Annotated in this window: 24 protein-coding genes; 8 read left to right on the plus strand and 16 right to left on the minus strand. The window is 73.3% G+C overall.

Annotated features, from left to right (window positions below):
- Positions 1–40: 40 nt before the first annotated feature.
- The 3 genes from BS83_RS42490 to BS83_RS33790 form a co-directional block, all read right to left on the minus strand.
- Complete coding sequence (locus BS83_RS42490; protein ID WP_051944503.1) at positions 41–706, minus strand: hypothetical protein; 666 nt, start codon at positions 704–706, stop codon at positions 41–43.
- Complete coding sequence (locus BS83_RS33785) at positions 706–1,677, minus strand: DUF4129 domain-containing protein (protein WP_051944504.1); 972 nt, start codon at positions 1,675–1,677, stop codon at positions 706–708. The genes BS83_RS42490 and BS83_RS33785 overlap by 1 nt, the downstream gene beginning before the upstream one ends.
- A 304-nt stretch (positions 1,678–1,981) precedes the next feature.
- Positions 1,982–2,173 (minus strand): hypothetical protein, encoded by a 192-nt coding sequence (locus BS83_RS33790; protein ID WP_037607203.1) that lies wholly within the window; start codon positions 2,171–2,173, stop codon positions 1,982–1,984.
- A 58-nt stretch (positions 2,174–2,231) separates the two neighbouring features.
- On the opposite strand from BS83_RS33790, the gene map reads away from it, so the two are divergent.
- Positions 2,232–3,080, plus strand: a complete 849-nt coding sequence (gene map, locus BS83_RS33795; protein ID WP_456300477.1) for a type I methionyl aminopeptidase — start codon at positions 2,232–2,234, stop codon at positions 3,078–3,080.
- A 12-nt stretch (positions 3,081–3,092) separates the two neighbouring features.
- On the opposite strand, the gene BS83_RS33800 is transcribed toward map, so the two are convergent.
- A complete protein-coding gene (locus BS83_RS33800; RefSeq protein WP_037607205.1) occupies positions 3,093–3,809 on the minus strand; it encodes a bifunctional DNA primase/polymerase in 717 nt (238 codons plus the stop codon).
- Positions 3,810–3,982: 173 nt separating this feature from the next.
- Between BS83_RS33800 and BS83_RS33805 the strand changes: the two genes are divergently transcribed.
- Positions 3,983–4,195: a hypothetical protein gene (locus tag BS83_RS33805; RefSeq protein ID WP_051944505.1), complete on the plus strand. Its 213-nt coding sequence runs from the start codon at positions 3,983–3,985 to the stop codon at positions 4,193–4,195.
- Here the strand turns inward: BS83_RS33805 and BS83_RS33810 are convergent.
- From BS83_RS33810 to lysA, 3 genes are all read right to left on the minus strand, one after another.
- On the minus strand, positions 4,185–4,745 hold the full coding sequence (locus BS83_RS33810; RefSeq protein ID WP_037607206.1) for a hypothetical protein: 561 nt from the start codon (positions 4,743–4,745) through the stop codon (positions 4,185–4,187). The genes BS83_RS33805 and BS83_RS33810 overlap by 11 nt on opposite strands.
- Before the next feature lie 130 nt (positions 4,746–4,875).
- Complete coding sequence (locus BS83_RS33815; RefSeq protein WP_037607207.1) at positions 4,876–6,345, minus strand: APC family permease; 1,470 nt, start codon at positions 6,343–6,345, stop codon at positions 4,876–4,878.
- Positions 6,346–6,450: 105 nt separating this feature from the next.
- Positions 6,451–7,740, minus strand: a complete 1,290-nt coding sequence (gene lysA / locus BS83_RS33820; protein WP_037607208.1) for a diaminopimelate decarboxylase — start codon at positions 7,738–7,740, stop codon at positions 6,451–6,453.
- Between the two features lie 214 nt (positions 7,741–7,954).
- Here lysA and BS83_RS33825 point away from each other — a divergent pair, with 214 nt between their 5' ends.
- A complete protein-coding gene (locus tag BS83_RS33825; protein WP_157597434.1) occupies positions 7,955–9,169 on the plus strand; it encodes a PucR family transcriptional regulator in 1,215 nt (404 codons plus the stop codon).
- Between the two features lie 54 nt (positions 9,170–9,223).
- Positions 9,224–10,789 carry a phytoene desaturase family protein gene (locus BS83_RS33830; RefSeq protein WP_037607210.1) on the plus strand — a complete coding sequence of 522 codons (1,566 nt, stop codon included), beginning with the start codon at positions 9,224–9,226 and terminating at the stop codon, positions 10,787–10,789.
- 19 nt (positions 10,790–10,808) lie between these two features.
- Here BS83_RS33830 and BS83_RS33835 read toward each other — a convergent pair whose 3' ends face one another.
- The gene (locus tag BS83_RS33835) at positions 10,809–11,480 is read right to left on the minus strand and encodes a class I SAM-dependent methyltransferase (RefSeq protein ID WP_157597435.1); all 672 of its coding nucleotides are present in this window, start codon (positions 11,478–11,480) and stop codon (positions 10,809–10,811) included.
- Positions 11,481–11,679: 199 nt separating this feature from the next.
- Between BS83_RS33835 and gmd the strand changes: the two genes are divergently transcribed.
- Positions 11,680–12,699, plus strand: a complete 1,020-nt coding sequence (gene gmd, locus BS83_RS33840) for a GDP-mannose 4,6-dehydratase (RefSeq protein WP_037607211.1) — start codon at positions 11,680–11,682, stop codon at positions 12,697–12,699.
- On the plus strand, positions 12,696–13,655 hold the full coding sequence (locus tag BS83_RS33845) for a GDP-L-fucose synthase family protein (protein WP_037607212.1): 960 nt from the start codon (positions 12,696–12,698) through the stop codon (positions 13,653–13,655). The genes gmd and BS83_RS33845 overlap by 4 nt, the downstream gene beginning before the upstream one ends.
- Positions 13,656–13,662: 7 nt before the next feature.
- Here BS83_RS33845 and BS83_RS33850 read toward each other — a convergent pair whose 3' ends face one another.
- The 8 genes from BS83_RS33850 to BS83_RS33885 form a co-directional block, all read right to left on the minus strand.
- Positions 13,663–14,775, minus strand: coding sequence for an O-fucosyltransferase family protein (locus tag BS83_RS33850; RefSeq protein ID WP_157597436.1), 1,113 nt, complete (start codon positions 14,773–14,775; stop codon positions 13,663–13,665).
- A 64-nt stretch (positions 14,776–14,839) separates the two neighbouring features.
- Positions 14,840–16,327 (minus strand): oligosaccharide flippase family protein, encoded by a 1,488-nt coding sequence (locus BS83_RS33855; RefSeq protein ID WP_037607214.1) that lies wholly within the window; start codon positions 16,325–16,327, stop codon positions 14,840–14,842.
- A gap of 165 nt (positions 16,328–16,492) precedes the next feature.
- Positions 16,493–17,656 carry a glycosyltransferase family 4 protein gene (locus BS83_RS33860; RefSeq protein WP_084714543.1) on the minus strand — a complete coding sequence of 388 codons (1,164 nt, stop codon included), beginning with the start codon at positions 17,654–17,656 and terminating at the stop codon, positions 16,493–16,495.
- Positions 17,595–18,941, minus strand: coding sequence for an O-antigen ligase family protein (locus BS83_RS33865; protein WP_037607216.1), 1,347 nt, complete (start codon positions 18,939–18,941; stop codon positions 17,595–17,597). Before BS83_RS33865 ends, BS83_RS33860 begins: the two co-directional genes overlap by 62 nt.
- A gap of 4 nt (positions 18,942–18,945) precedes the next feature.
- On the minus strand, positions 18,946–19,845 hold the full coding sequence (locus BS83_RS33870; RefSeq protein WP_269664879.1) for a glycosyltransferase family 2 protein: 900 nt from the start codon (positions 19,843–19,845) through the stop codon (positions 18,946–18,948).
- Entirely contained in the window at positions 19,842–21,191 is a 1,350-nt protein-coding gene (locus BS83_RS33875; RefSeq protein WP_037607217.1) for an O-antigen ligase family protein, read from the minus strand. The genes BS83_RS33870 and BS83_RS33875 overlap by 4 nt, the downstream gene beginning before the upstream one ends.
- Complete coding sequence (locus tag BS83_RS33880; RefSeq protein WP_037607218.1) at positions 21,184–22,260, minus strand: GNAT family N-acetyltransferase; 1,077 nt, start codon at positions 22,258–22,260, stop codon at positions 21,184–21,186. The genes BS83_RS33875 and BS83_RS33880 overlap by 8 nt, the downstream gene beginning before the upstream one ends.
- A complete protein-coding gene (locus tag BS83_RS33885; RefSeq protein ID WP_198035365.1) occupies positions 22,257–23,423 on the minus strand; it encodes a glycosyltransferase family 4 protein in 1,167 nt (388 codons plus the stop codon). Before BS83_RS33885 ends, BS83_RS33880 begins: the two co-directional genes overlap by 4 nt.
- Before the next feature lie 134 nt (positions 23,424–23,557).
- On the opposite strand from BS83_RS33885, the gene BS83_RS33890 reads away from it, so the two are divergent.
- Both BS83_RS33890 and BS83_RS33895 read left to right on the plus strand, forming a co-directional pair.
- Positions 23,558–24,412, plus strand: coding sequence for a class I SAM-dependent methyltransferase (locus BS83_RS33890; RefSeq protein WP_037607219.1), 855 nt, complete (start codon positions 23,558–23,560; stop codon positions 24,410–24,412).
- On the plus strand, positions 24,409–25,413 hold the full coding sequence (locus BS83_RS33895; protein WP_051944508.1) for a polysaccharide deacetylase family protein: 1,005 nt from the start codon (positions 24,409–24,411) through the stop codon (positions 25,411–25,413). Before BS83_RS33890 ends, BS83_RS33895 begins: the two co-directional genes overlap by 4 nt.
- Position 25,414: the final 1 nt, after the last annotated feature.

Raw genomic sequence — 25,414 nt, forward strand, 5'->3', positions numbered from 1 at the left:
AGCCGGGGCTGGTGGGACGGCGGAGGGGGCGGGACGGGATTCAGAGTGTTTCCAGGCGGGCCACCAGCGCCTCGAGCAGCGCGGGCGGCAGCGGCAGCGGGTCGGGCAGACCGACGTGGCCCATCGAGCGGGCGTGCCGGACCGCTGCCGGCGTCCGCGGCACCCGGGGGTCGATCCACGGCCAGAGCTCGGGACCGACGATCGCCGCGGCGCGGTCCGGCTGCATCCGCAGCGCGACGCCGTGCCGCTCGGCGAGCCGCACCTCGTACAGGCGCAGCAGCAGCGGATGGAGGTGCAGCGCGTAGCCGTCGGGCGACTGCGCGGCGTCGGAGATCGCGGCGTCCCAGTACCGCAGGGTCGGCTCGCGGGTGCCGACGAGCCGGCTGCGCCGGCGCAGTCCGCTGTCCATGGCCGCCGCGCCGACGACCCAGCGGCCGGCCCAGACGGCCGAGGCGACGAGCATCACCGCGCCGACGGAGGCCCCGGCGGCGCCGCCGACGACCGCCAGCGCGACCTCGCAGACGACGCCGAAACCGCCGAGCGCCAGCAACGACGTGACGTTGGGCCCCAGTCGGCCCGCCTTGGGGGCGGACGCGGCGGGAGGGCGCAGGTACCCGGGGAACGCGGACGGCCCGGGGCCGACGGACGGCGGGCCCGACGGCTGGGGCGCGGGCCGGGGGGTGGGGACGTTGGCGGGAGTGGGCATCAGACCTGCTGCTCCTCGACGAGCGGGCCGAACCGGTCGGCTGCCCCGGCCGTGGCGGCGGCCAGGTGCGCCGCGATGGCGTCCAGCGCGGCACGGGCCCGCTCCCGCTGGTGCTCGCTCATCGGGTGGGTGGAGTAACGGGCCTCACGGAACAGGTCGGTGAGCGAGTGCGCCGCCTCGTCCGGGACCAGGCCCGCGGCGACGGCGCGGTCCAGCAGCTCGGCGGGCGTGTCCGCCTTCATCCGGCTGAGGCCCCCGTCGGCGAGGGAGGTCTCCATCGCGGCGTAGCAGGCGATGATCGCCGCACGCGCGTCCCCGTCGTCGGCCAGCGCCTGCTGCCCGGCGCTGACCGCCTCGGCGAGCGCGTCCTCGGCTCCGCCGTCGACGCCGCCGTCGATGCCCTGGGCGTCGCCGCCGCGGCGCACGCCGAGCCAGCGTGCGCCGAGCACGATCAGCGTGACGAGGGCGGCGAGGCCGAGGATCCAGCCGAAGACGAGGAGCAGGGTCGACAGCGGGAGCGCCCCCTGGTGGGGCTGCGGCTGCGGCTGGACCGCGGGCCCGCCGGTGGGGGGCGGCACGGAAGTGGGGGTCGGCTCGGCGGTGACCGTCGGCTGGGGCGCGGGCGGCAGTTCGGCTCCGGGCGAGTGCAGGCCCAGCACGGCGAGCGTGACGGCGGTGACCACCGCCATCATCGCGATGCCCGGCACGACCATCGAGTCCAGCCGGGTCTCCAGCGCGGGCGCGACCTGCTCACTGTCCTGCCGGCGCCGCTGCCGCGAGACCATCAGCCAGCCGAGACCGGCGACGACGGCGAGCACGAGCACCCAGTGCCCGTGCAGCGGCCCCGTTCCCGCGAGCGCGGAGCCGCGCGCGGCGTGCAGGGAGGCCGCGGCGAGCGCGAGGACGACGCCCGCGCCCAGCGCGGCGCCGAGACGCAGTCCGAGCCCCCACCTGTCCCTGCCACCCGCCACGTGCGTTCCCCCGCGTCGACCATTGCGTGGGGCCACCCTGCCACAGCGCACCTCCGCGCGTCATGGGAGTGCCCGCCTTGTACGTGTTCGCACCGTCGCCCGCCTCCGGCGGGCGGACGCGGCACGTCTCGGCCATGGGCAAGTTGCACCACCCAGGGCGCGCGGCTCTGCTTGATCAACTGCGTGCGCGCCAAGCCACCGACAAGCGGACGGTCCCGGGCGTGCAGGGCCATCCGCACGGGGTGGTTGCCCGCGCACGCCGTTGATCAAGCAGAGCTTCGCGCCCCCAGGGAGTGGGTGCCCCTCACTGCCAGCGGGGGTCGTTGTCCCATTCGTCGTTGCGCTGCGCCGCGCGCTCCAGCGCGTGGGACGCGGCGTCGGCCGTCGGGTACGGGCCGAGCCGGTTGCGGGCCGGGCACTCGGGGCCCTCCTCGACCTTGCTGTGTTTGAGGCAGTAGAACCACTCCCCCGGCTTCCCGGTGGGCTGCTTCGCCATCGAGTCCTCCCTCTCCGCGTCTCACCCACCATGCTGCCCGCTGGCTAGGATGACCAACATGGCGCCTCTCGTCCCCGGAATCCTCTCCCCGACCCGTACCGTCCCCGCGCACATCCCGCGCCCGGAGTACGTCGGCAAGAAGGCACCCACCCCCTACACCGGGCCCGAGGTGCAGACCCCCGAGACCATCGAGAAGATGCGGATCGCCGGCCGGATCGCCGCGCAGGCGATGGACGCCGCGGCGGCCGCGATCGAGCCCGGCGTCACCACCGACGAGCTGGACCGGATCGCGCACGCGTACATGTGCGACCACGGGGCCTACCCGTCCGACCTCGGCTACCGGGGCTTCCCGAAGTCGATCTGCACCTCGATCAACGAGGTCATCTGCCACGGCATCCCGGACTCGACCGTGCTGCAGGACGGCGACATCGTCAATCTCGACGTCACCGCCTTCGTCCACGGCGTGCACGGCGACCTGAACGCCACCTACCTGGTCGGCGACGTCGACGAGGAGTCCAAGCTGCTGGTGGAGCGGACCCGTGAGGCGACCCGGCGCGGGATCGCCGCGGTGAAGCCGGGGCGGCAGGTGAACGTGATCGGGCGGGTGATCGAGTCCTACGCCAAGCGCTTCGACTACGGCGTGGTGCGCGACTTCACCGGCCACGGCATCAACACGTCGTTCCACTCGGGGCTGATCATCCCCCACTACGACAGCGAGTACGCCACGACGGTGCTGCGGCCGGGGATGACCTTCACCATCGAGCCGATGCTGACGCTGGGCGACTACCGGCACGACATCTGGCCCGACGGCTGGACCGTGGTGACCAAGGACCGCAAGCGCACCGCGCAGTTCGAGCACACGCTCGTCGTCACCGAGACCGGCTCCGAGATCCTCACGCTGCCGTAGGGCAGGCGGCGCTCAGCGGATCATCCACTGCTCGCCGAGCGCCGGGGCGCCGACCGCCGCGCAGGCGTCCGTGAGGACGTCGAGCAGGCGGAGCGGGTCGGGCAGGACGTGGTCGGGGCCGCGGACCCAGGAGACGTCCGAGCCGTCGACCAGCCGGGACGGCGGCAGCAGGACGTAGCTGCCGCGGGTGTGCCAGCGCAGGCCCGGGTGTTCGACCTCGTCGTCCTCGGGGTGCGAGTCCAGCTCGGAGGTCCACCACTCGTCCTCGTCCAACGGGGAGCGGGTCGTGGTGAAGAAGAGCCAGCGGACCTCGCCGACGGAGGCGACCGGGCCCGCGGCCACGCCGGCCTCGGCGAGCCGCTCCAGGGCGAGGCGGCCGGCCTCGGCCGGGACGTCGAGCACGTCGTGGACGCGGCCGGTGGGGGTGATCGCGTTGGCGTCCGGGTCCCTGGTGAGCCAGCGGGTGATCTGGTCGAAGTCGGTGGTGGCCTGGGACTGCCAGGCGAAGGAGAGCGGGTGCTGGGCCGGCGCCGGACAGCCGACACGGTCGCAGGAACAGCGGAAGTCGTTCGGGTGCGCGGCGGGGGCGACCGGGAAGCCGGCGCGGGCCGCGTCCAGCAGCAGTCTCAGGCGCAGCGCGCGTTCCACGGCGGCGTCCGCCTCGGCCGGGCGGCTGCCCGCGCGGAGCCATCTGCGCCACCAGGCGCCTGCATTGCCGCCGGATTCCACTGGAGCCCCTTTCACGCCGCACGGCCCGGGGTCACCGGGACGCGTACAGAGCAGGATACGGCCGCAGGGGACGTGCTGTGTGCCAGGGGCCCCGACTCGGGTACGAGACTTGGGTCATGCGCGCGCCTGCTCGTCGTGCGCGAGTCCGTTGGTCGTGCGCGAGACTGTTGGTCATGCGACATGCCCAGACCCAGTTCGTCGGCGGCCCCCTGGACGGCAAGGTCCTGCCGGTGGCGCTGACCATGGCCGAGCAGGTGCCCAAGCGCTACAAGGTGCCGGTGCCGGCGACGGCCGACCGGCCGGGCTACGAGCTGGTGTACGAACGCGAGGAGTTCACCGGCGCCGACAAGCGGCGCCGGTGGCGGTACGTCTACGTCAGCTCGTGACCATCTGGCTGAGCTGACCCACGCTGGGCACCTGGTCCTGGATGTTCAGGCCGTTGTCCGCACCGGCCTTCTTCACGCCCGCGATCACGCCGGTGAGCTGGTTCACGTCGGCGTCGGTGGCGGTGCCGCCCTTGATCTTGCTCGGCAGGCTCTTGATGCCGTCGACCGCGCCGGCGAGCGCCGTCGTCGCCTTCGACAGGGTCGGGTCGCCCTTGGCGTCGTTCAGCGCGGCCTTGAGCCGGTTGTAGGTGAAGGCCCCCGCCAGCCCGCCCTTGATCAGCGCGGCGGTGCGGCCCTTGGCCCCGGACTTGAAGGTGCCGGCCTTGAACGGCTTGTAGACCCACTGGTAGAAGGCGCCCGACGCCAGCGCCGCGTTGGCGACGAACTTGGTCTTGGCCAGCTTGACCCGGTCCGCGCTGCTGGTCGCACTGGCCTGGCCCCCGCTGACGCTGTTGCTCGACTTGGACGAGCACGCGGGCAGGGCCAGGAGCGAGCCCGCCACCGTGACGGCGACGAGGGACGTACGAACACGGGCGGATTGCAGCGACACGGTTGGCCTCCGGAGGATCGGGCACGTCTTCGCCCACGCTCACACGCTCCGTCGGGCGCTGCGACCTGCCGCGGACCGAACGGGTGATCATGCCCTTCGGTCCGCGGCGGGGCCCGCCGGGCCGCCCGGCTCAGTCGGCGAGCGCCGGCTCCGGCAGGCCTTCCGCCTGCGTGCCGCGGCCGAGCCGCGAGTGGCGGCGGCTGTAGCCGAAGTAGACGCCGAGGGCCAGCACCAGCCAGCCGGCGAACAGCACGAAGGTGTCCGCGGGCAGGTTCCAGATCAGGTAGAGGCAGAAGAGCACCGACAGCACGGGGACGACCGGGTAGCCGGGCACCTTGAAGCCTCGGGGCAGCAGCGGCTCGCGGACGCGCAGCACGATCACGCCGACCGAGACCACGGCGAAGGCGACCAGGGTGCCCATGCTGGTGAGGTTCGCCAGCCAGTCCAGCGGCACGAACGCGGCCAGCAGGGCGATGAAGGCTCCGACGATCAGGGTGTTGCCGACCGGCGTGCCGCTGCGCGGGTTCACCTTGCGGAAGACCGGTGGCAGCATGCCGTCGCGGCTCATCGAGTAGAGGATGCGGGTCTGGCCGTAGATGACCACCAGGGTCACGCTCACGATGGAGATCACCGCGCCGGCGGAGAGCAGCGCGCCGGGCCAGCTCTGGCCGGTCACCCGCTGCAGGATCGCGGAGAGGCCCGCGTCCTGGCCGTTGAAGAGCGTCCACTTCTGCGCGCCGACGCCGACGAGGGCGACCAGGCAGTAGAAGGCGGTGACGACGAGCAGGGCCCCGATGATCGCCCGCGGCAGCGTCCGCTGCGGGTTCCTGACCTCCTCCCCGGCCGTGGAGACGGCGTCGAGGCCGATGAAGGAGAAGAAGACCGAGGAGGCCGCCGCACTGATCCCGGCCATGCCGAGCGGGGCGAAGGGGTGCAGGTTGGCGGCGTGGAAGCCGGTGACCCCGATGACGATGAAAAGCACCAGCACGCCGAGCTTGATCAGCACCATCACGGTGTTGACGACCGCGGACTCCTTGGCGCCGCGCATCAGCAGCAGACAGCAGAGCACCACCAGGACGACGCCCGGCAGGTTGACGTAGCCGCCGTCGCCCGGCGGCGCGGAGACCGCGGCGGGCAGGGTGAAGCCGAACAGCCGCTGGGTCAGGTCGTTGAGGTACTGGCCCCAACTGACGGCGATGGCCGCGCCGGAGACGGCGTACTCCAGCAGCAGGCAGGACCCCACCACCCAGGCGGCCAACTCGCCCAGGGTGGCGTAGGCGTAGGAGTACGAGGAGCCCGAGACCGGCACCGCCGAGGTGAGTTCGGCATAGCAGAGCGCGGTCAGCGCGGCGGTGACCGCTCCGAAGACGAAGGAGAGGATGACGGCGGGGCCCGCCTGCGGGACGGCCGTGCTCAGCGTGAAGAAGATGCCGGTGCCGATGGTCGCCCCGACGCCGATCATCGTGAGCTGGAAGGTGCCCACGGTTCGGCGCAGCCCGCCGCCCTGATGCTGTTCGGCCTGGTCGGAGTCGGCCAGGAAGGCGGAGACCGGCTTGCGGCGCAACAGCTGCTGACGGAGTCTCACATCGTTCGGGGGCATGGCGGATGACCTCTCGCTGGGCATGCGGGCAGGGTGGGCCGCGTCCCGGACGTGAGGTACGGGTCGCGAGGACGTCGGAGCGGGCGCTGGCCGTCCGAACGGGCTCTAGGGCAGGTCGCGCCGCATCAGGTCGGCGTAGGTCTCGCGCCGGACCACCGCGCGGTGCTCGCCGTCGCGGACGAACACGACGGGCGGACGGCGGGCGCCGTTGTAGTTGTTGCTGAGCGCGTAGGTGTACGCGCCGGTGACCGGGACGGCGATCAGGTCCCCGACGCGCGGGTCCTGCAGCGGGACGCCGGCGCTGAGGGTGTCGCCGGACTCGCAGTGCCGTCCGACCAGCCGGCACAGCTCGCCGCCGCCGGTGGGCCGGGTGGCGACGGCGGCCTCGAAGCGCTGCTGGTAGAGGGAGACCTCCAGGTTGTCGCCCATGCCGCCGTCCACGGCGACGAAGGTGTGGCCGCCCCCGCGCTTGACCGAGACGACCCGGTAGAGCGAGACGCCGGCCTCGGCGACCATGGAGCGGCCGGGTTCGATCAGGATCCTGGCGTCCGGGGGCAGCAGGCGCTTCGCGACGTCGATCATCGCGTCGAGGTACTCCTCGACCGTCGGCGGACGGTCGGCGTAGGTGTAGCGGGAGCCGAGACCGCCGCCCAGGTCGTAGACGGCGAACTCGCCGAGCGCGGCCACGGCCTCGACGGCGCGGGCGAACGGCTCGGTGTCCAGGATCTGCGAGCCGACGTGGACGTGGACCCCGTCCGGCCGGAGCCGGTCGCTGCCGCGCAGCCGGGCGATCGCCTCGCGGGCCTGCGGCACCAGCAGGCCGAACTTGGAGCCGTTCTGGCCGGTGGAGACCGCCGCGTGGGTGTCGGGGCGGATATCAGGGGTCACCCGCACCAGCACGCCCTGCTCGGCGCGCGGGCATCCGGGCTCGGCGAGGATCGCCTCCAGCTTGTCGATGTCGTCGAAGTTGTCGACGACGATCGTCCCCGCCCCGGCCTCGACCGCGAGCCGCAACTCCTCCTCGGTCTTGGCGTTGCCGTGCACCACCAGTCCGGCCGGGTCGGCGCCCGCGGCCAGGGCGAGGGTCAGCTCGCCGCCGCCTGCCACGTCGATGCCGACGCCCTCCTCGGACAGCAGTCGGTAGACCGCGGTGCAGGGGAAGGCCTTGGAGGCGAAGGTCACCCGGGAGTTCGGCCGGCGGGCGGCCAGGCCGTCCGTGTAGCGGCGGGCGCGGGCCCGGATCGCGGCCTCGTCGACGATGAGCGCGGGGGTGCCGTACCGCTCGGCCAGCTCGGCCACCGGCACGCCGCCGAGCACCAGGGCGCCCGAGCCGTCCAAGGCCGTTCCCGGCGGGAAGAGCCCGACCAGCTCCCGCGCTGCCTGCGTCGCCGCCATCGGCCACTCCTCGCCTGTCCGTCGTTCCGATCCGCGTTCCCCCTCGGGCCCGGCCCGGTGGATCTCGTCCGGCCGCCCTGGTCCGCCCTGGCCGTTCCGGGGGCATCCGCCCGGCCGCCGGCCGAGGGGCGCTCCAGGAGCCGGCCTGTGTGCTCGCCTTATGTTCAGCCCCCGGCCATCTTCAGTCATTGGCGTTTTCGCCTAAGATCGCGGGATGAAGATGGCGAATCTGCCGACCCATAGTGGGACAAGCGAGGAGTTGTACGCCCTCGCCGACGCCATCGGGGCGGTGACCGGCGGGGCCGTGGCGATCGAGGACCTGGACCACCGGGTGCTCGCCTACTCGACCCTGCCGGACCAGCGGATCGACGAGCACCGCCGCCGTGGCATCCTGCAGCGCCGGGTCCCGCACCAGCCGGAACAGCTCGCCCAGTACCGCGAGGTGCTGGCCGCCCCCGGGGTGGTCAGACTGCCGACGCTGGCCGAGGCCGAGCTGCCGCGCGCGGCGGTGGCGATCCGCGCCGGGCAGCGGCCGCTCGGCACGATCTGGGCCATCGAGGGCGAGTCGGCGATCGACGAGGCCGGCGAACGGGCCATGCTCGACGGCGCCCGCCTCGCCGCCCTGCACATGCTGCGGCGCCGCAGCGCGGCCGAACTCGACCTGCAGGCCCGCGAGGAGGCGCTGCGCGCCGCGCTGCGCGGGCGGCGGTCCGCCCGCGAGGTGCGCTTCGAGCTGGGCCTGCCCGGCCTGCGCCCGCTCGCCCTGCTCGGCTTCGCGCCACTGGCCGGCTCCGACGTCCCCGGCGACGACCTGCTGGTCCGCCTCGCCGCCGCGTCCTCGCGGCACTGGCCCGCGGTGCACGCGGAGGCCTCGGTGGCGACCGTCGGCCGCACGGTCTACGTGCTGCTGCCGCTGGACGAGCCGGTCTCCGCCTTCGCCACCGCGAGGCGCCTGGGCGAGCAGGCAGCCGCCGTGCTCGACCGCAGCGTCGAGACGCCGCTGCGCGCGGCCGCCTCCCGGATCGCCTCCGGCCCGGAGGAACTGCCGGAGCTGCGCGCCGAGGTCGACGACGTGCTGCGGGTGACGACCGCCGACCCGGACGCGCCGGTCTTCGCGACGCTGGGCGACACCCACACCCGGGTGCTGCTCGCGCACGTCGCCGACGAACTGGCGCGCCGCCCGCGGCTGCGTCATCCCGGCGTCGACGCGATGCTGGACCACGACCGGGCCAAGGGCACCGCCTTCGCCGCCTCGGTCACCGCCTGGCTGGACGCCGTCGGCAACATCGGCGACGCCGCCGCCCGGCTGACCATCCATCCCAACACGCTCAAGTACCGGCTCCGGCGCGCGGGCGAACTCTTCGGCCTCGACCTGGACCACCCGGACGACCGGCTGTCCTGCTGGCTCCAGCTGCGGCTGCTGCGCTGACCGCGCGGCGGGCGCCCTGTTTGCGCGGCGGGCCGGGTTGGTAGGACGTTCCCCATGAACGACAGCCACGCACGCTACGACGCCGTGATCGTCGGCGGCGGCCACAACGGCCTCGTCGCCGCCGCGTACCTCGCCCGGGCCGGATGGCGGGTCTGCGTGCTCGAACGCCAGGACCACGCGGGCGGAGCCGCGGTCTCCTCGCGGGTCTTCGCGGGCGTGGACGCCCGGCTGTCGCGCTACTCGTACCTGGTCAGCCTGCTGCCGCGGAAGATCGTCGACGATCTGGGCCTGGCCCTGGACCTGCGCCGCCGTCGCTACTCCTCCTACACGCCCTACGGCGACGGCGCGGGCCTGCTGGTCGACAACGGCGATCCGGTCGCCACGGCGGCCGGGTTCCGCGCGCTGACCGGCGGCGACCACGAGTTCGCCGCCTGGCAGGACTTCTACGCCCGCACCCGGCGGGTCGCCGAGGCCGTCTTCCCCACGCTGACGCAGCCGCTCCCCGACCGGGACGCGCTGCGCAAGCTCGTCGGCGACGAGGAGACCTGGCAGCAGCTCTTCGAGCGCCCGATCGGCGAGGCCGTCGAGTCGACCTTCGCCGACGACCTGGTCCGCGGCATCGTCCTGACCGACGCCCTGATCGGCACCTTCGCGGGCGCGCACGACGCCTCGCTGCGGCAGAACGCCTGCTTCCTCTACCACGTGATCGGCAACGGGACCGGCGACTGGGACGTCCCCGTCGGCGGCATGGGCGCGGTCTCCGGCGCGCTCGAGGCCGCCGCCCGCGCGGCCGGGGCCACGATCCTGACGGGCTGCCGGGTCACCTCCGTCCAGGCCGACGGGCGGACCGCCGAGGTCGGGTACACCGACGCCAGGGACGTCGAGCACGTCGTCGGGGCCCGCTGGGCGCTGTGCAACGCGGCGCCGCGCGAGCTCGCCCGCCTGGTGGGCGACGCCTCACCGGCCGAGCCGGTGGAGGGCGCGCAGCTGAAGGTCAACATGCTGCTCACCCGGCTGCCGCGGCTGCGCGACCGCTCCGTCGACCCGCGCGCGGCCTTCGCCGGGACCTTCCACATCGCGGAGTCCTACCGCGAGTTGGAGACCGCGTACCGACAGGCCGCGGCAGGCGCGCTGCCGAGCCCGGCCCCCTCCGAGATCTACTGCCACTCGCTGACCGACCCCGGCATCCTCGGCCCGGACCTCCGGGCCCAGGGCTACCAGACGCTCACCCTCTTCGGACTGCACCAGCCCGCCAGGCTCTTCCCCGCCCACGACCGCGAGGCCGCGCTGCGCGCCGTGCTCGCCCCGCTGGACGCGGTCCTGGACGAGCCGCTCGCCGACTGCCTGGCCCGCGACGCCGACGGCGACCCGTGCGTCGAGGCGCGCACCCCGCTCGACCTCGACGCCGATCTCGGCCTGCCCGGCGGCAACATCTTCCACCGCCCGCTGGCCTTCCCTTTCGCCGAAGCCGCCGAGGCCGCCTCCCCGTCCGCGGGACGGTGGGGCGTGGGCACGCCGTACGCCGCCAACCTGCTGCTCTGCGGCGCGGGCGCGCCGCGTGGCGGCGGTGTCAGCGGGATCCCCGGTCACAACGCGGCCATGGCCGCGCTGGGCCGCTGAGGCGCCGTCACCGCGGCGGTCAGGCCCTGGCCACCAGGGACTTGGGCAGTCCGGCGAAGCGCTCGAACCAGATCTGCGACGCGGGGAAGTAGTGGCGCATCTCGGTCGCGGAGAGCAGTTCGACCTCGGCGACGTCCCGCAGCGCCCGCGCCCGGTCGCCCGGGGCGATGTGCCCGTGCGGCCAGCGCTGGGAGATCGCGACCCGGGCGCGGAAGGGCAGGAACTGCATGCCGGGGAAGACCCAGTGCGGCTCGACCGGGAAGTAGCGGTAGGGGGTCTGCACCCAGTGGTGCGCCGCGAGGCAGTGGACCGCCTCGGCGAAGCGTGCCCTTCGGCTGTGCCCGCCGACGTGTTCCATCAGGGAGTTGGAGTACACCAGGTCGAAGCGCTCGGCCGTCAGCGAGGCCGGCAGTGCGCAGGCGTCGGCCACCAGGGCGGAGACGCCGGGCTCCGCGTGGTGCAGATGGCGCGGGTCGAGGTTGACCGTCACCACCTGGGCGGGACGCACCGGCGCCGGGCGCCAGGAGTCGGGCGTGCCGCCCAGGTCGAGGACCCGCATCTCGGCCAGGTCGGGAAAGCACCGCAGCAGCTCCGACCAGCGGCGGGCGCGCGCGGCGTGGGCCAGCGAGCCCGGCCGGGCCGGATCGGCGATCCTCCCGGCGAGTCCGCCGGTCCGCAGCGTGGTCTTCATCAGGTGTCCCTGTGGTCGTGGCGGAGGTCCGAAACCCGCGTGCAGGCCGTTCGCAGTGTGCGGCGGGCGGCTCGGGCGAGGACGGCATTAGGCCGTCGGGCGGCGCGTCCGCGTCCGGGCTGGGCCGGACGAGGCAACCCCGCCGTGGCCGGGCCCGTCGCTCCCCGCCGTGCCGACCTCCGGCTCCTACGATGCCGCCATGCCGAAGACCGCGCTGATCACCGGGATCACAGGGCAGGACGGCTCGTATCTCGCCGAGCTGCTGCTCGCCAAGGGCTACACCGTCCACGGCCTCATCCGCCGTGCCTCGGCCTTCAACACCCAGCGCATCGACCACCTGTACCAGGACCCGCACGAGGCGGGCACCCGGCTCTTCCTGCACTACGGCGATCTCGCCGACGGGTCGCGGATCTCCACGCTGCTGAAGCGCATCCAGCCCGCGGAGGTCTACCACCTGGCCGCGCAGTCGCATGTCCGGGTCTCCTTCGACGAGCCGGAGTTCACCGGCTCCACCACCGGTCTGGGCACCACGCGGCTGCTGGAGGCGATCCGGTCGCTCGGACTGCCGTGCCGGTTCTACCAGGCCTCCAGCTCGGAGATGTTCGGCACGGCTCCGCCGCCGCAGTCGGAGAGCACCGCCTTCCAGCCGCGCTCGCCCTACGCCGCCGCCAAGCTGTACGCGTACTGGATGACGCGCAACTACCGTGAGGCCTACGGGATCTTCGCGGTCAACGGGATCCTCTTCAACCACGAGTCCCCGCGTCGCGGCGAGACCTTCGTGACCCGGAAGATCGCCCGCGCCGCCGCCCGGATCGCGCGCGGTGAGCAGCAGCTGCTCCACCTCGGCAATCTCGAGGCGCGCCGCGACTGGGGCTACGCCCCGGAGTACGTCGAGGCGATGTGGCTGATGCTGCAACAGGACGCCCCCGACGACTACGTCGTGGCCACGGGCACCAGTTACAGCGTCCACGACTTCCTGGTGCTCTGCTTCGAGCACGCGGGTCTGGACTGGCAGGACCACGTCCGGTTCGACGAGCGCTATCTGCGCCCCTGCGAGGTGCCCGACCTGGTCGGCGACGCCGCCAAGGCGGAACGGCGGCTCGGCTGGCGGCCGCAGGTGCTCACCCCGCAACTGGCGCGCATCATGGTGGACGCCGAACTGGCGGCGGCCGCCCCGGAGCGGCCGGGCTCGGACGCCGTCGTGGGGGTGGCCCCGTGATCGCCCCGGAGACCGCGGGCCGGAGGAATCCGCTGCCGCGCCACAGCCGGGTCTTCGTGGCCGGCCACCGCGGCCTGGTCGGTTCCGCCGTGGTGCGCAGGCTGCTGGCCGAGGGCTTCACCGACCTGGTGACCCGCACCTCGGCCGAACTCGACCTGCGCGACCCGGTGGCGGTCGGGGACTTCTTCGCGGAGCAGCGGCCGGAGGTCGTCGTCCTGGCGGCCGCCCGCGTGGGAGGCATCGCCGCGAACGCGGCGCAGCCGGTGGAGTTCCTCTCGGACAACCTGCGGATCCAGCTCAACGTGCTCGACACCGCCAGGACGTACGGCGTGGAGCGGCTGCTGTTCCTCGGCTCCAGTTGCATCTACCCCCGGCTCGCCCCCCAGCCCATCCCCGAGAGCGCCCTGCTGACCGGGCCGCTCGAGTCCACCAACGACGCGTACGCCATCGCGAAGATCGCCGGAGTGCTGCACGTCCAGGCCCTGCGGCGGCAGTACGGGGTGCGCTGGATCAGCGCCATGCCGACCAACCTCTACGGCCCGGGGGACAACGTCGATCCGCAGTCCAGTCATGTCCTGCCGGCCCTGCTGCGCCGCACCCACGAGGCGCGGGCCGGCGGTGCGGACAGGCTGGTCCACTGGGGCAGCGGCGCCCCGCGCCGGGAGTTCCTGCACGTGGACGACCTGGCCAGCGCCTGCCTCTTCCTGCTGGAGCACTACGACAGCGACGTTCCGGTGAACGTGGGCACCGGCGTCGACATCAGCCTGCGTGAAGTAGCCGACCTGATCGCCCGGCTGGTCGGGTACCGGGGGCGGATCGAGTGGGACACCACCAAGCCGGACGGCACCCCGCGCAAACTGCTCGACGTGTCGCGGCTGACCGGGCTCGGCTGGAAGGCGGACATCTCGCTCGAACAGGGCCTCGCGGACACCTACGCGTGGTTCCGGCGCCGCTGAACGGACCCTAGCGGCTCCCCGGGAGCGGTTCTTCCGCCCCGCGCGGGTCCGCAGGGACCACTCCGTAGTGGATCAGATCGGCACTCGGCCGACGCAGGGCGAGTCGCAGCGTCAGGTACTGCACCAGCCACGGCGGCACCTCCTCGCCGGCCGCCATCGCGATGCCGCGCGCGGGCGGTTCACCCGCCCCCCGACGTTCCGCCCTCGTGTTGGCCGCCGTCGGGCCGGCCTGTTGCTCTGTCTCGTGGCCCCAGATGCTCAGGAACCCCGCGCGCTCCGACAGGTGCGGCCGGTACCAGATGTACGGGGCGTCGGACAGGAAGGCGGCGAGCATGGAGAAGCTCGACACCGAGCAGACCAGCAGATCCGCCCCCGCCATGACCGACAGATCCTCCAGGGCGCTCCGCGCGCGGACGCGGCCCTGGTGCCACTCGGGAAGCAGCCGGGCCGCTCCGGCCGGGTCGTCGCTCATCAGGTCGACCTGCAGCGAGCCGCCGAAGCGGTCCGCCAGCGCGTCGAGCACCGACCGGTACCACTGCACGGGCAGGCTCTCGTTGAACACCCCGGGGCGGGGACCGGCCGCGCTGTCGGCGAAGTCGCCGAGCCGCAGATGGACCGCCACCCGGACCCGATCGGTCGGTGGACGCACCTGGTGGCCGCGCGTCGACGGCCGACGCCCGAGCAGCGTGTTCCGCAGGAACTCGCGGGCCCCGGCGATCCCGAGGTAGCCGCCGGACATCCCGCCGTGCAGCAGCGCCAGCGACCGTCGCCGTGACCAGCCGTGCTCGGCGTCGAGCGCGCGGATCGCGGCGCCGTAGTCGGTCATCCCGGTGGACCGGACCATCTCGTCCGTCACGGTCACGGTGGGCAGCACCGCCCGGAGCGCCGCATGTCCGAGCCAGTCCAGCCTCGCCGTGCCGAACTCGCGGCAGTAGTCACGGGAGTTGAGCCCGAAGGGCGGCGGAACCAGACCGAAGCCCAGCTCCTGGGCGGCCAGGTACGCCTTGGCCCAGGGGAAGATCTGATTGCCCAGCCCCGACCCCCGCCATCCACCCTCGGACCGGGCCATGCAGATCCGCGCTCCCAGGGAGCCCGGGCCGTTCGATCCGTTCGATGTCATCTGAGTCTCTCCCAGGGGACGACAGGACTGGAGCGGGCGATCTGCGCGCCCGGGCCGTGGACGCTCATTCCGACGCCGCCGGCACGCGGCCGGCGGCCCGCCCTGCCGGCCAGGGGATGAGCCCGTGTGCCACGGCGGTCGTGAAGACCGGCACGTTTCGACGGAGGGCCAGCCAGCATCCGAGCACCGGCACCATGGCCAGCAACCCCCAGAGGGTCGCACCGACCGGACCCTGCCCGTAGCACGCGCCCACCTGCCCGGCGACGAACAGGGAGCCGCCGATCGCCGCGTGGACCAGGTGTGCGCGCAACACGACCAGCACCTCGACCAGACCCGCACGTCGCCAGGCGGCCAGTTGCAGGACGTGTCCGAGAGCGGGACCGATGGTCATCGCGGCGGGGACCCACCCGAGCCTGCCCGCCGTGGTGGCTGCTCCGACGGCGAGGAGCACGACGGCCATCACCGACGCCTGGACGACCAGGAGGCCCCGGAAGGCCCGCCGGACCTCGTCCACGGCATACCCGATGGAGCACAGGAAGTAGAAGGCGGCGTTCAGGGCGAGCAAGGGCACCAGGGCCGACGCGCTCTCCCATCCAGGGCCGAGAAGAACCGCCAGCGCGGCCGGACCGACGCCGGCCACCACGCCGAGCGGGACGAACGCGAGCGCGGAGGCCGCGATGAGGGTGTCGCGTACCCGCGGCCCCAACGGCAGGCCCCGGCCGTGAGCCTCGGCCAGCACGGGGGTCGTCGCGTTGTGCAGACTCTGGCACAGCAGGTTCAGAGGGATCCCCACCACCACGTTCGCCCGGGCGAACTGACCGGCCGCAGCCGAGCCGAGCATCCGGGCGGTCATCCAGAGCGGGGCCTGGATGGCGGTCGTCTGAAGCACCCCGTAGCCGGTGAACGTGCCGGAGAGGCCGATCAGGGAACGCGCGGACACCCGCTCCCCCTTGGTGAGGCCGCACCGGGCCAGTCGGGCCACTCCGATCAGCAGGGTGCACGTGGAGGCCACAGGAAAGGCGGCGGCCATCCCGAACGGATTCCAGCCCAGGGCCAGCAGCAGCGCACCGGTGGTCAGTCCCGCCACCTGGCCGCCGAGATCGGCCGCGACGGACGCCCGGGCGAGCCCGCACCGCCGCAGCGCGGCCGTCGCGACCGCCGCCGCGGGGAGCACGAGGAACTGCAGCCCGAGGATGCGCAGCAGCGGCTCCATCAGCGGCAGATGCCACAGGGAGGCGCACAGCGGGGCGGTCGCCTGCACCGCGAGACAGCTGAGCGTCCCGCTGACCGCGCAGATCCGCCAGGCCGCGCGCAGCAGGGCGCGGTCGATCCTCTCGCTGCGCAACAGGCAGGTGGTCAACCCGGCGTTCGAGAACAGCGTGAGCACCTGGAGCACGGCGAGTGAGGTGGCGTGCGCGCCGTAGGCGCTGCTGAGCACGGTGCGCGCGGTGTAGGCCGTGTACCCGAGCTGGACCGCCGTGTTGGCGGCGGCGCCGCTGTAGTTCCAGGCCAGAGCGACGAGCGCGGTGCGGGATCCGGAGACGGCGGTCATGCGGGCGGCGCCGGTGCGGCGATCCGGCGTGTGTCCACGGGATGCTCCGAAATCGTCTTTGTCTCAATAAAAGGGGTATATCACGCGGCTCGTCGGCCTCCCCTCGTGTCTCGGCCGCCGTGGGCCGAACAACCCGAAAGGCCGCCCTCGGGGGAGCGCGGCCGTTCAGTCGGGCCGGATCCCGGTCTCGAACCAGCGGACGTAACTCGCCGCCGCCTCGTCGAGATCGAAGTGACAGCGGACTCTGCTGCGGCCCGCGGCGGCGAGCCGGGCGCGAAGATCCGGGTCGTGACCCATGCGCACCATGGCGGCCGCGACGGCCGTAGGTGACCGCACGTCGACGAGCAGCCCGGCCTCCCCTTCGGCGAGGACCCAGGGAACGGCCCCGCTGCGCCGGCCCCCGATGATCGGCACCCCGATGGCCATCGCTTCGAGGAGAACCATGGGGCACGCCTCCAGCTTCGACGGGTGGACCAAGACCGTCACCTCGGCGGCGAGGCGTTCGAACAGCTCCTGATGGTCCACCGGCCCGACGAAGTCCACCCCGGCGGTGAGCCGACGGGCGGCGGCCCAGGTGGCGGCCGGTCCGCCCGCGGCGAATCCCTCGCCGAACATCAGCAGCCTGGCGCCCTTGAACTGATCCCTCGCCAGGCCGAAGGCACGGAGCGCCGCCTGCCCGTTCTTGAGCGAACCCCACCCGTTGAGGACGGTGGCGAAGACCGGTCTGTCGGTCTCGGCAGGGGGTGGAGCGCTCGGCAGATCGGCCGGACGCACGCCGTTGGGGATGACCCTGACCGGACCGCGGGCCCGCAGCACCCGCTGCAGATGACGGGCCGTGTACGGGCTCACTCCGCCCAGTGCGTCGGCTCGGTGGACGGCGGGCACGGCGAGGGAGTTGCGCAGCCATCGGAAGACCCTGCGGTCCTCCCAGGCGCAACGCAGCGGTGCGTCGTGCGCGGTGACGAAGGCGGGCAACCCGCATGCCGCGGCGGCCAGCGCGAACTCGTAGGTCCAGTGGGCGCTGATCACCTCGGCAGGGCGGGCTCGCATGGCGGCCGACAGCGCGTCCCGTTCGGCCCGGAAGAAGTCCCGCAGGTAGTGACGGGCGCGTGCCCTGGCCGGGACGACGATCACGGTGAGCGGGCCGGCCTCATGGACCCAGGTCTCCTCGACCGCGCCCAGCGCGTAGACGGTGACGCGGTGCCCCTGGTCGAGCCAGGTGCGCACGAGCAGAGCCGTGTACGGAAACGCATACGTGGCGGGCGGCTCACAGGCGAGACGGTCCCTCAGCGGAGCAAGTGAGATCGGCCCGGTGAATCCGATGTGCATGGTGGTCCTCAGCAGTTCGGTGACGGCGGCCGCGGGGCGCCCCGCGTGACGCGGCCGGCTGCCGCAGCAGCAGGCCGATCAACAGGCTCTGCTCGAAGGGCAGCGCGTACGTGAGGCAGAAGCAGGCGATCCCCGCCGTGGCCAGCCACAGCGTCAGCCCCTCGGGAGTGCGCCGGTCGGTGCGCCGCAGCATGGTGATCACCAGCACCAGAGCCGCGCAGAGGCCGACCACTCCTACTCTCAGGACGAGGTGGAGGTAGTAGTTGTGCGGTTGCACGTCGACGACACCGGTGTAGAGGAAGCGCGCGAATCCGGAGCCGAACGGCTGCCCGAACAGCCAGTCGTGGAAACCGCTCAGCTTGTCGACGAGCAGCCGCCAGCTGTCCACGCGCCACTGCCACGTGTCCTCGTTCGTCGCCGATGACGCGAGATGCCGCGTCAGGCCGTCGTTCTCGAACAGCAGCGCGGCCAGTCCCATCGTGACGGCGGCGAGGAGCGCGGCACCGACTCCGAGGACCTTGCGCTCGGGCGGTCCGGGACGGAGGACGAGCCAACCGCTCAGCATGACCAGTGCGGCGATCCACACCGTGCGATGCTGCAGCAGCACGACGACGAGCAGCAGGAAGACGATCATCGTCCGGCCGCCCGGCCCGCGCCGGGGACGGCACAGCAGCATCACCGCCGCCTCGGCGACGACGAAGGCCGATGCCGCGTCGATCGGACGCGCGTTGACCCTGCTGCCGTCGATGACCGCGTAGTCGGAGTTGCTCCCGATCCCCAGTCGGCTCCACCAGTAGACGGCGGTGACGCTGTAGACGCAGGCGAGGACGATCCACGTGACGAGCATCGTTCGTTCGAGGGACGCCCCTCGTCCCACCGTCGCGATGTAGGAGACCACCGCGAGCACGTGCAGGAAGTAGACCCGTGCCTCGTTCCCCGCCGGCTGGAACCCGTAGGCCTCCATACCGGTCAGGAGGGAGACCGACACGAGGAGAGCCAGCACCGCGAGGGCGGCGTGGCCGAGATGGGCCTTCACAGGGCGTCGTACCAGGGAGATCGCGGCCGCCAGCGCCGCACAGACCGCCAGGATGTCCAAGGGGTAGAGGCTGATACCGGCGTCGAGGACCGGAACCTGGCCCCTGGTCACCACCTGCCAGGCCTGCCCGGCCGCCAGCGCGGAGACGCCCACGGTGGGCGAGGCGGCGAAGAGCGAAGCCGCGAAGCAGACCGTGACGACGGCCGCTGTCGCCAGGAGCAGACCGGCGGGGGTGAGCGCCTGGAGCATCCCGTCAGGCCGGCGGGGTGCGGCGCCTGAGGGCGCTCAGGGCGGTCCTCGCATAGGGCGAGACCATCAGCAGCGGAGCCCAGGGCCAGAGGTGACGGCGGCAGTAGAGCCACCACTGGCGCGGCGGCAGCTCCCGCGCGGACGTGAGGCGCCGCATGGCCTCGATCAGCCCGATGCCCGGCTCCCTGGATCCGGTGAGCGGCTCGTTCACGTCACACGCGCCGACGTGCCGCGGGGAGACGAAGAGGGGAACACCGGCTCGGCGGGCCCTCAGTCCGTAGTCGTAGTCCCCCATCAGGTGGTCGAACCTTCGGTCCATGTCGCCGAGTCGCTGCTGCACCCGGCTGGGCACGAGCACGACGTTCCCGTTGCACGTGTCGCACGGCTCGGGACGCCCCGTCGGCAGGACGAGCGAGAAGTCGTGCGAACGCGGATGCCATCGCGGAAGGGAACGCCGTCTGCCCGAGTACGTGGTCCGGGTCGCGTCCGAGGAGTGCACCGGACCGACCACGATGGCGGCCCCGCCGACCTGCTCCATCGTTCCCAGCAGTTGGGCGAGCGCGTCGGCCGCGAGCTCCACGTCGTCGTTGAGCCACAGCTGGTGGTCCCAGGTGGGCGCCCCGGCCCTCCTGCTGCTCAGGCTCGCCAGCCGCATTCCTTCGGCCCACATCACCTCGGGGCCCACCGTCGTCACCTCCACCCGGGGGAAGCGCTCCGCCACCGCCGCCGCCGTGCCGTCGCTGCTGCCCGCGTCCACGAGATGGACGGTGACCACGGTCCCCTCCGGCAGTCCGCGCTGCTCCGCCAGGCGCGCCAAGGCGGTGAGCGTCCTTTCCCGGCGGTTGTGACAGGTCATCAGCACGGCGATCCTGGGTGCCACCCTGGCTGCGTCGACAGCTGTCACGATCCACTCCTCAGAGGAAGCCGGTGGCCGCCCGGCGCGGAAAGAGGCCCGCTCGCGATCCGGACCGGCTCGGCCTCGACGCTCCTGGTCATCGTCAGCAGGAAGGCGACGTCCACGAGCACCAGCAGCAGGTACGGGGTGAACTCGACCCCGCGCAGCGGGGCCTCCGTCATGCAGGTGACCAGGGTGACGACCAGCAGCGCCCAGGACAGTCCGGCGCTGGCCCGCGCGGTGCGCGCCGCGGTGACCACCAAGAACAGCACGAACAGGACCAGCCCCACCAGGCCGACCAGCCCGGAGGTGGCCAGCGTCTGGTGCAGCTGACTGTGCGCGTGCGCGTACAGGCCGTGGACCGGGGACGAGGCGTCCGTGAAGAGCGTCGGGCCGTAGCCGAGCAGGATGTCGGACCGGAACGCAGTCATCGCCATGGCCCAGACCTCGGTGCGTCCGTGCAAGGAGGTGATCTCGGGATCGGACATGATCTGTCCGAACCGCCGCAGCAGGCTGGGGACGAGCACGCCCGCGCCGACCAGGATGCCCAGTACCAGGCCACGGGCCAGCAGCGGCGGGAACCTGTCCCTGCCGCCGCGGCGATAGAGCAGCGGAATCGCGAGCGCCGCCGCCATCCAGGCGGTGCGCGACTGCGCGAGCACCAGCACGGCGGCGGCGGCGCAGCTGTGGAGCGGCCAGAGCCGACCCCGGTGCAGCGGAGCCAGTTCGACGGCGAGGGCCGCCGCGGCCAGCACCCCGAGCAGGATCGGATGGTTCGTCAGACCGACGAGGCGCGAGATTCCGAGGCCGGGCAGTCGGAAGTTCACGATCTGGCTGGACGCCAGCGCCCAGTCGGGCGCGACGACCAGAGCGGCCAGGCTGCCCCAGGTGTAGACCCGCACCATGACGCGCAGCCGCCACAGCAGCTCGGCGGGCGGGATGTCCGGGGCCGCGTAGAGAGCCCCGATCATCAGTGGGGCGAGATAGAGCCGCCAGTCCCCCGCGCCGCCGTGCCCCCCGAGGAGTGCGGACACCATCGGCCCCGCGTACATGGCGAGGCCGGAGGCGACCAGTGCGGCGCCGGCAGGACGCCCTCTCCCCCGCGGCCGGGCCAGGTACGCGACCAGCACGCCGATCAGCAGAGCGGCCGTGGCCACCTGATAGGCCTCACCCACGCCCACGCGCCAGGGGGCCGGCGGCGCCTCGGCCGGTACGAGTCCGGCGATCGGGTCGTTGCCGGAAACCGCCTCGCTGCGGTCCCAGACGACGACGGCGAAGAAGGCGGGGCCCAGTCCGAGCGCCCACAGGGCGGCTGACGTCAGGCGTTCGGCCGCGACAGTCGGACGGTCACGCACAGGGACTCCTCGAGGGCCGCCGCGCCGCCCGCAACACCGCGCCGGCGAGTCGCGCGGACGCTCCGCGGGCCAGCAGCCACTGCTCGTCGAAGCGGTCCACGGCGCCGAAGCGCGCGCTCTTGTAGGACTCCGCGCCGCGGAGGAAGTCGTACCGGGTGACACCCGTCCTTGCGACCGTGCGCACGGCGATCGCATGGAGCACCGAGCCGAGGCTGAACGGCGCGAACTCGGCTTCCCAGCCGCCGTTGTAGTAGGCGAAGGTGCGCTCCCAGAGGAAGCCGTAGAGGGCGCCCACCGGGACGCCTTCGCGCTCGGCGAGCAGCGCGGCGGGGCCGCGGCCCGGTGCGGCGCGCCGCTGGAGCCCGAGGTGGAAGTCGCGTCGCGCGGGCGTGAAGGCGGTCGCCTCACCCTTGACCGCCAGCCGGCGGGCGTGCAGCAGCAGCACCGCGTCGAGTGTCGCCGCGTCCATCGACTCCGGCGGGACAAAGCGGAAGGAGACGCCGGCGCGCGCCAGCTGTCGCTCCTTCCTGCGCAGACCGCCGGACCCGGCTCGCGTCTCCGGACCGACGGTCAGGCGGGGGCAGGTGACCCTGGCGATCCTGCGGCTGCCCGGGGGCAGCAGTGCGGTGTCCGCGTCGGGGTCCATGGCCGGAAGCCACAGGGTGCGGCCCCCGGTGCGTTCCCGCAGCCGGGCGCTCAGCTCCGCGCGCCGCCACGGCCGCGCGGGCAGCATCCCGTGGTCCGCCGCGTCGGCGCCGGCCCCGAGCAGGCTCCAGCAGTCCACCGGGACCGGGATCCGCGGATGCAGCCGCTGCCGTGCGCGCAGCAGCGGCAGCACCGCCTCCACCTCGTGCTGCGGACCGGTCCACAGGACGATCTCGCCGTCCGCCCTGCGCCGCGCGGGCAGGTCCTCCCAGGAGGCGAGGATCCAGTCCGGGGTGCTGAAGTAGGAGGCCCCGGGGAGGGTCACCAGCAGCTCCCGCCAGCCGTCCTCGAAGGGCGCCAGGGTCTCCGGGGTGCGGTGCACCGAGCGGGCCGCCGGGGCCGCCAGGCGCGCCGAGCCGGTCACCGACGCATCTCCCGCAGCAGCCGGACCGTGCCCTCGGCGAAGCGGCGGCTCATCTCCTCGACGGTGTACCGCAGCGCGTCCTCGCGGCAGTGCCGCCGCAGCGTGTCCAGGCGGGCGGAGTCGCCGAGCAGCGCCACGACCTCGCGCGCGTACCCGGCCGGGTCGCCAGGGGCGATCCAGGCGTTCACGCCGTGCCTCAGGTACTCGAACTCGGGGGCGTGGTGCGGGAAGTCCGTGGTGACGAGCGGGGTCCCGAGCGCGAAGGAGTCGACGGCGCAGAGTCCGACCAGGCCGGGCATGAGCATCAGTTCCGAGGCGGCGCCGAGAATCCCCTTGTCGGGCCCGACGACCCGGCCGAGCGGCACCACCGCCTCCGATCGGGAGGCCGCCCGGTGCACCAGGTCCTCCTGCTCCCCCCGGCCCGCGATCAGCAGCCGGAACCCGGGGAGCAGCCGGGCTGCCTCCTCGGCCGCCTCCAGCAGCTCCGGGATCCGCTTGTCCCGGCTGAGCGCCCCGACGAAGAGGGCGGTCCGGCCCGGCGTCAGCCCGTGCCGCAGCCGGAAGGCGCGAAGCTGCTCCCGCGTGACCGCGGCGCGGGCGGCCCGCAGCGCCGTGGTGTCGACGGCGTTCTGCACGACGGTGGTCCGCTCGGCGGGGAATCCCTGCTCCACCACGCTGCGCGCGCCGCCCTCGGTGTAGGCGAAGAACCAGCGCGCCCGCCGGGTCAGCGCGAACTTGGCGGCCTGCTCCACGGCCGACTGCGCCTTGCAGTACGTCCGGCCGTGGTCCCACATCGCGATCGCCGGTCCCCTGCCCAGCCGCTGCCGCACGAGCTGCGGATAGAGCTCCAGGTTGCGCAGCGCCTGGTCCACGATCAACACGTCGGAGGAGTGCGCCAGCGGGCCGAGCTCCTTGTGGACCAGCGACCTGCCGCAGATCCGCAGGCTCCGCTGTCGGAGGGCGACGGCGCCCGTCACCGGCACGGTGTCCGCGCGCGCGGAAAGGTCCTGCGTCCAGGGGTGACCGTGGGCCACGACCGTCTCGATCCCGGCCGCGTCCAGGTCCGCGCGCAGCCGGGCGAAGAACGGCCGGCGGAACTCCGAGAGCACCGGCACCACCAGGGTGACCCTGGGGCGGGACCGGTTCGCTTGAGTCTCCCTCACGACCGGCACATCCCCCGCGCGCCGGGCACGGCAGCGGCAGGCCGGCGTTTTCCATCCGATCGGCCGAGCCATGGCACCGCGGCGTCGCCGCGTGCGCTGGCTAGATTGCTGGACAGGGCAACTGAGGAGTAGTCATGAACCACACGCGCTTTTCTCGGTACGTGGCCGCCAGCCGCCTCGCTCCGGCGGCCACCCTGCCGCTGCGCCTCGGCGCGGTGGCCCGGCACTGCTCCACCACGGTCCGGAGTTCGGCGTCCTGGCTGGTGCGCTCACGCGAGCACGTGCACTACAGCTACGACCTGGAGCCGCGCAACCAGGAGCATCTGGCCTGGTTCGTCGCCACCGCGACCGGCTGCCGGGTCGACGCGGCACGTGGATACATGGCGGAGCTGCGGGACGACGAGCAGCTGCGCCGGGTGATCACCGAGGGGCTGGTCCGCAGTCCGCGCCGGGCGACCATCGATCCGCTGCTCCGCTACGGCCGCCGCATCGGCTGGTACGCCTTCGTCCGCGCGCTGCGCCCGCAGTTCGTGGTGGAGACCGGGACCAACCGCGGCCTGGGCAGCGCCGTGATGGCGGCGGCGCTGCTGCGCAACGGCGGCGGCACCCTCAGCACTGTCGATCTCGACCCGCGCGGCGGCGAACTGATCCTGCCGCCCTACCGGCAGGTGGTCCGGCACACCGTCGGCGACTCGCTCTCCTTCCTGAACGGCCTGGCGGAGCGGCAGCAGCCGATCGACCTGCTGGTGGTCGACACCGGCTACACCGCGGAGCACGAACGCGCGGAACTGGCCGCGGCCACGCCGCTGCTGGCCGACCACGCGGTGGTGATCGCCACCAAGTCCTACTGCTGGCAGGAGCTGTCCGGCTGGTCCGAGGACCAGGGCCGGAACTTCCTGCACTTCGCCGAGGAACCGCGCGACCACTGGTACCCGGGGGTGGGGATCGGCGTCTCCTTCCCGTCCGTCGCCGCCCGGGCCGGTCGGTGAATCCGGAGCTCAGGGCCACGCTCGCGGGTCTCTACCAGCGCTGCGACGCCTGGCAGGGGGCGGACGCGCTGCTGCGCCGCTCGCCGGCCCAGCTCTGGTTCCGGCACCGGGCCCGGTCCCGGCTGGCGGTGCTCGGCTACCACGGGATCGAGGACCGCTCCTCCTTCGAGGCGCACCTCGACCGGCTGTGCGACAGGTCCGCGCCGGTCTCGCTGCGCCAGGTCGAGGAGGCCGCACGCGGCGGGCCGCCACTCCCGCCCCGCGCGGTGCTGGTCACCTTCGACGACGGCGACGTCAGCGTCCACCGGGACGCGTTGCCGGCGCTGAAAGCCCGCGGCATCCCCGCCGTCTGTTTCGTGGTGGCCGGACTGGTCGGCACCGACACGCCGTTCTGGTGGGACGAGGTCGAGCAGTTGGCCCGCGCCGGCGGGACCACGGATCTGGTGCCACCGGCCGCGCCGGAACTGCTGCCCCACACCCTGAAGCTGCTCCCCGAACGCCGACGTCGCGAGGCGCTGCGACAGCTGCGCGACTCCGCCCGGACGCCGGTGGCGAGGAAACCGCAGTTGACGGAGGTTCAGCTGCGCGAACTGGCCGCCGGGGGCGTGGACATCGGCAACCACACCCTCACCCATCCGTGCCTCGACCGTTGCGACGACCGGCAGGTGCGCGCCGAGGTGCTCGACGCCCACCGGCTGCTCACCGACTGCCTGGGCCGGCCCCCGACTGCCTTCGCCTACCCCAACGGCAACACCGACGCCCGGGTCCACCGTCTGCTGGGGGAGGCCGGCTACCGGTCGGGTTTCCTCTACAACCACCGGCTCGCCCACCCCGGCGCCCGTCATCCGTTGCGGATCGACCGCCTGGTGGTGAGCACCAGGGCCAGTGCGGACCGGCTGGAGACCATCCTGTCGGGGCTGCACTCCACGGTCTTCGCCCTGGCCCGGGGCGCGGCCCGGGCCGCCGTCCGCTCGGCCCAGGCGATCCGCCGCACCTCGTGAA

The sequence above is a fragment of the Streptacidiphilus rugosus AM-16 genome, assembly GCF_000744655.1.
Classification (GTDB): Bacteria; Actinomycetota; Actinomycetes; order Streptomycetales; family Streptomycetaceae; genus Streptacidiphilus; species Streptacidiphilus rugosus.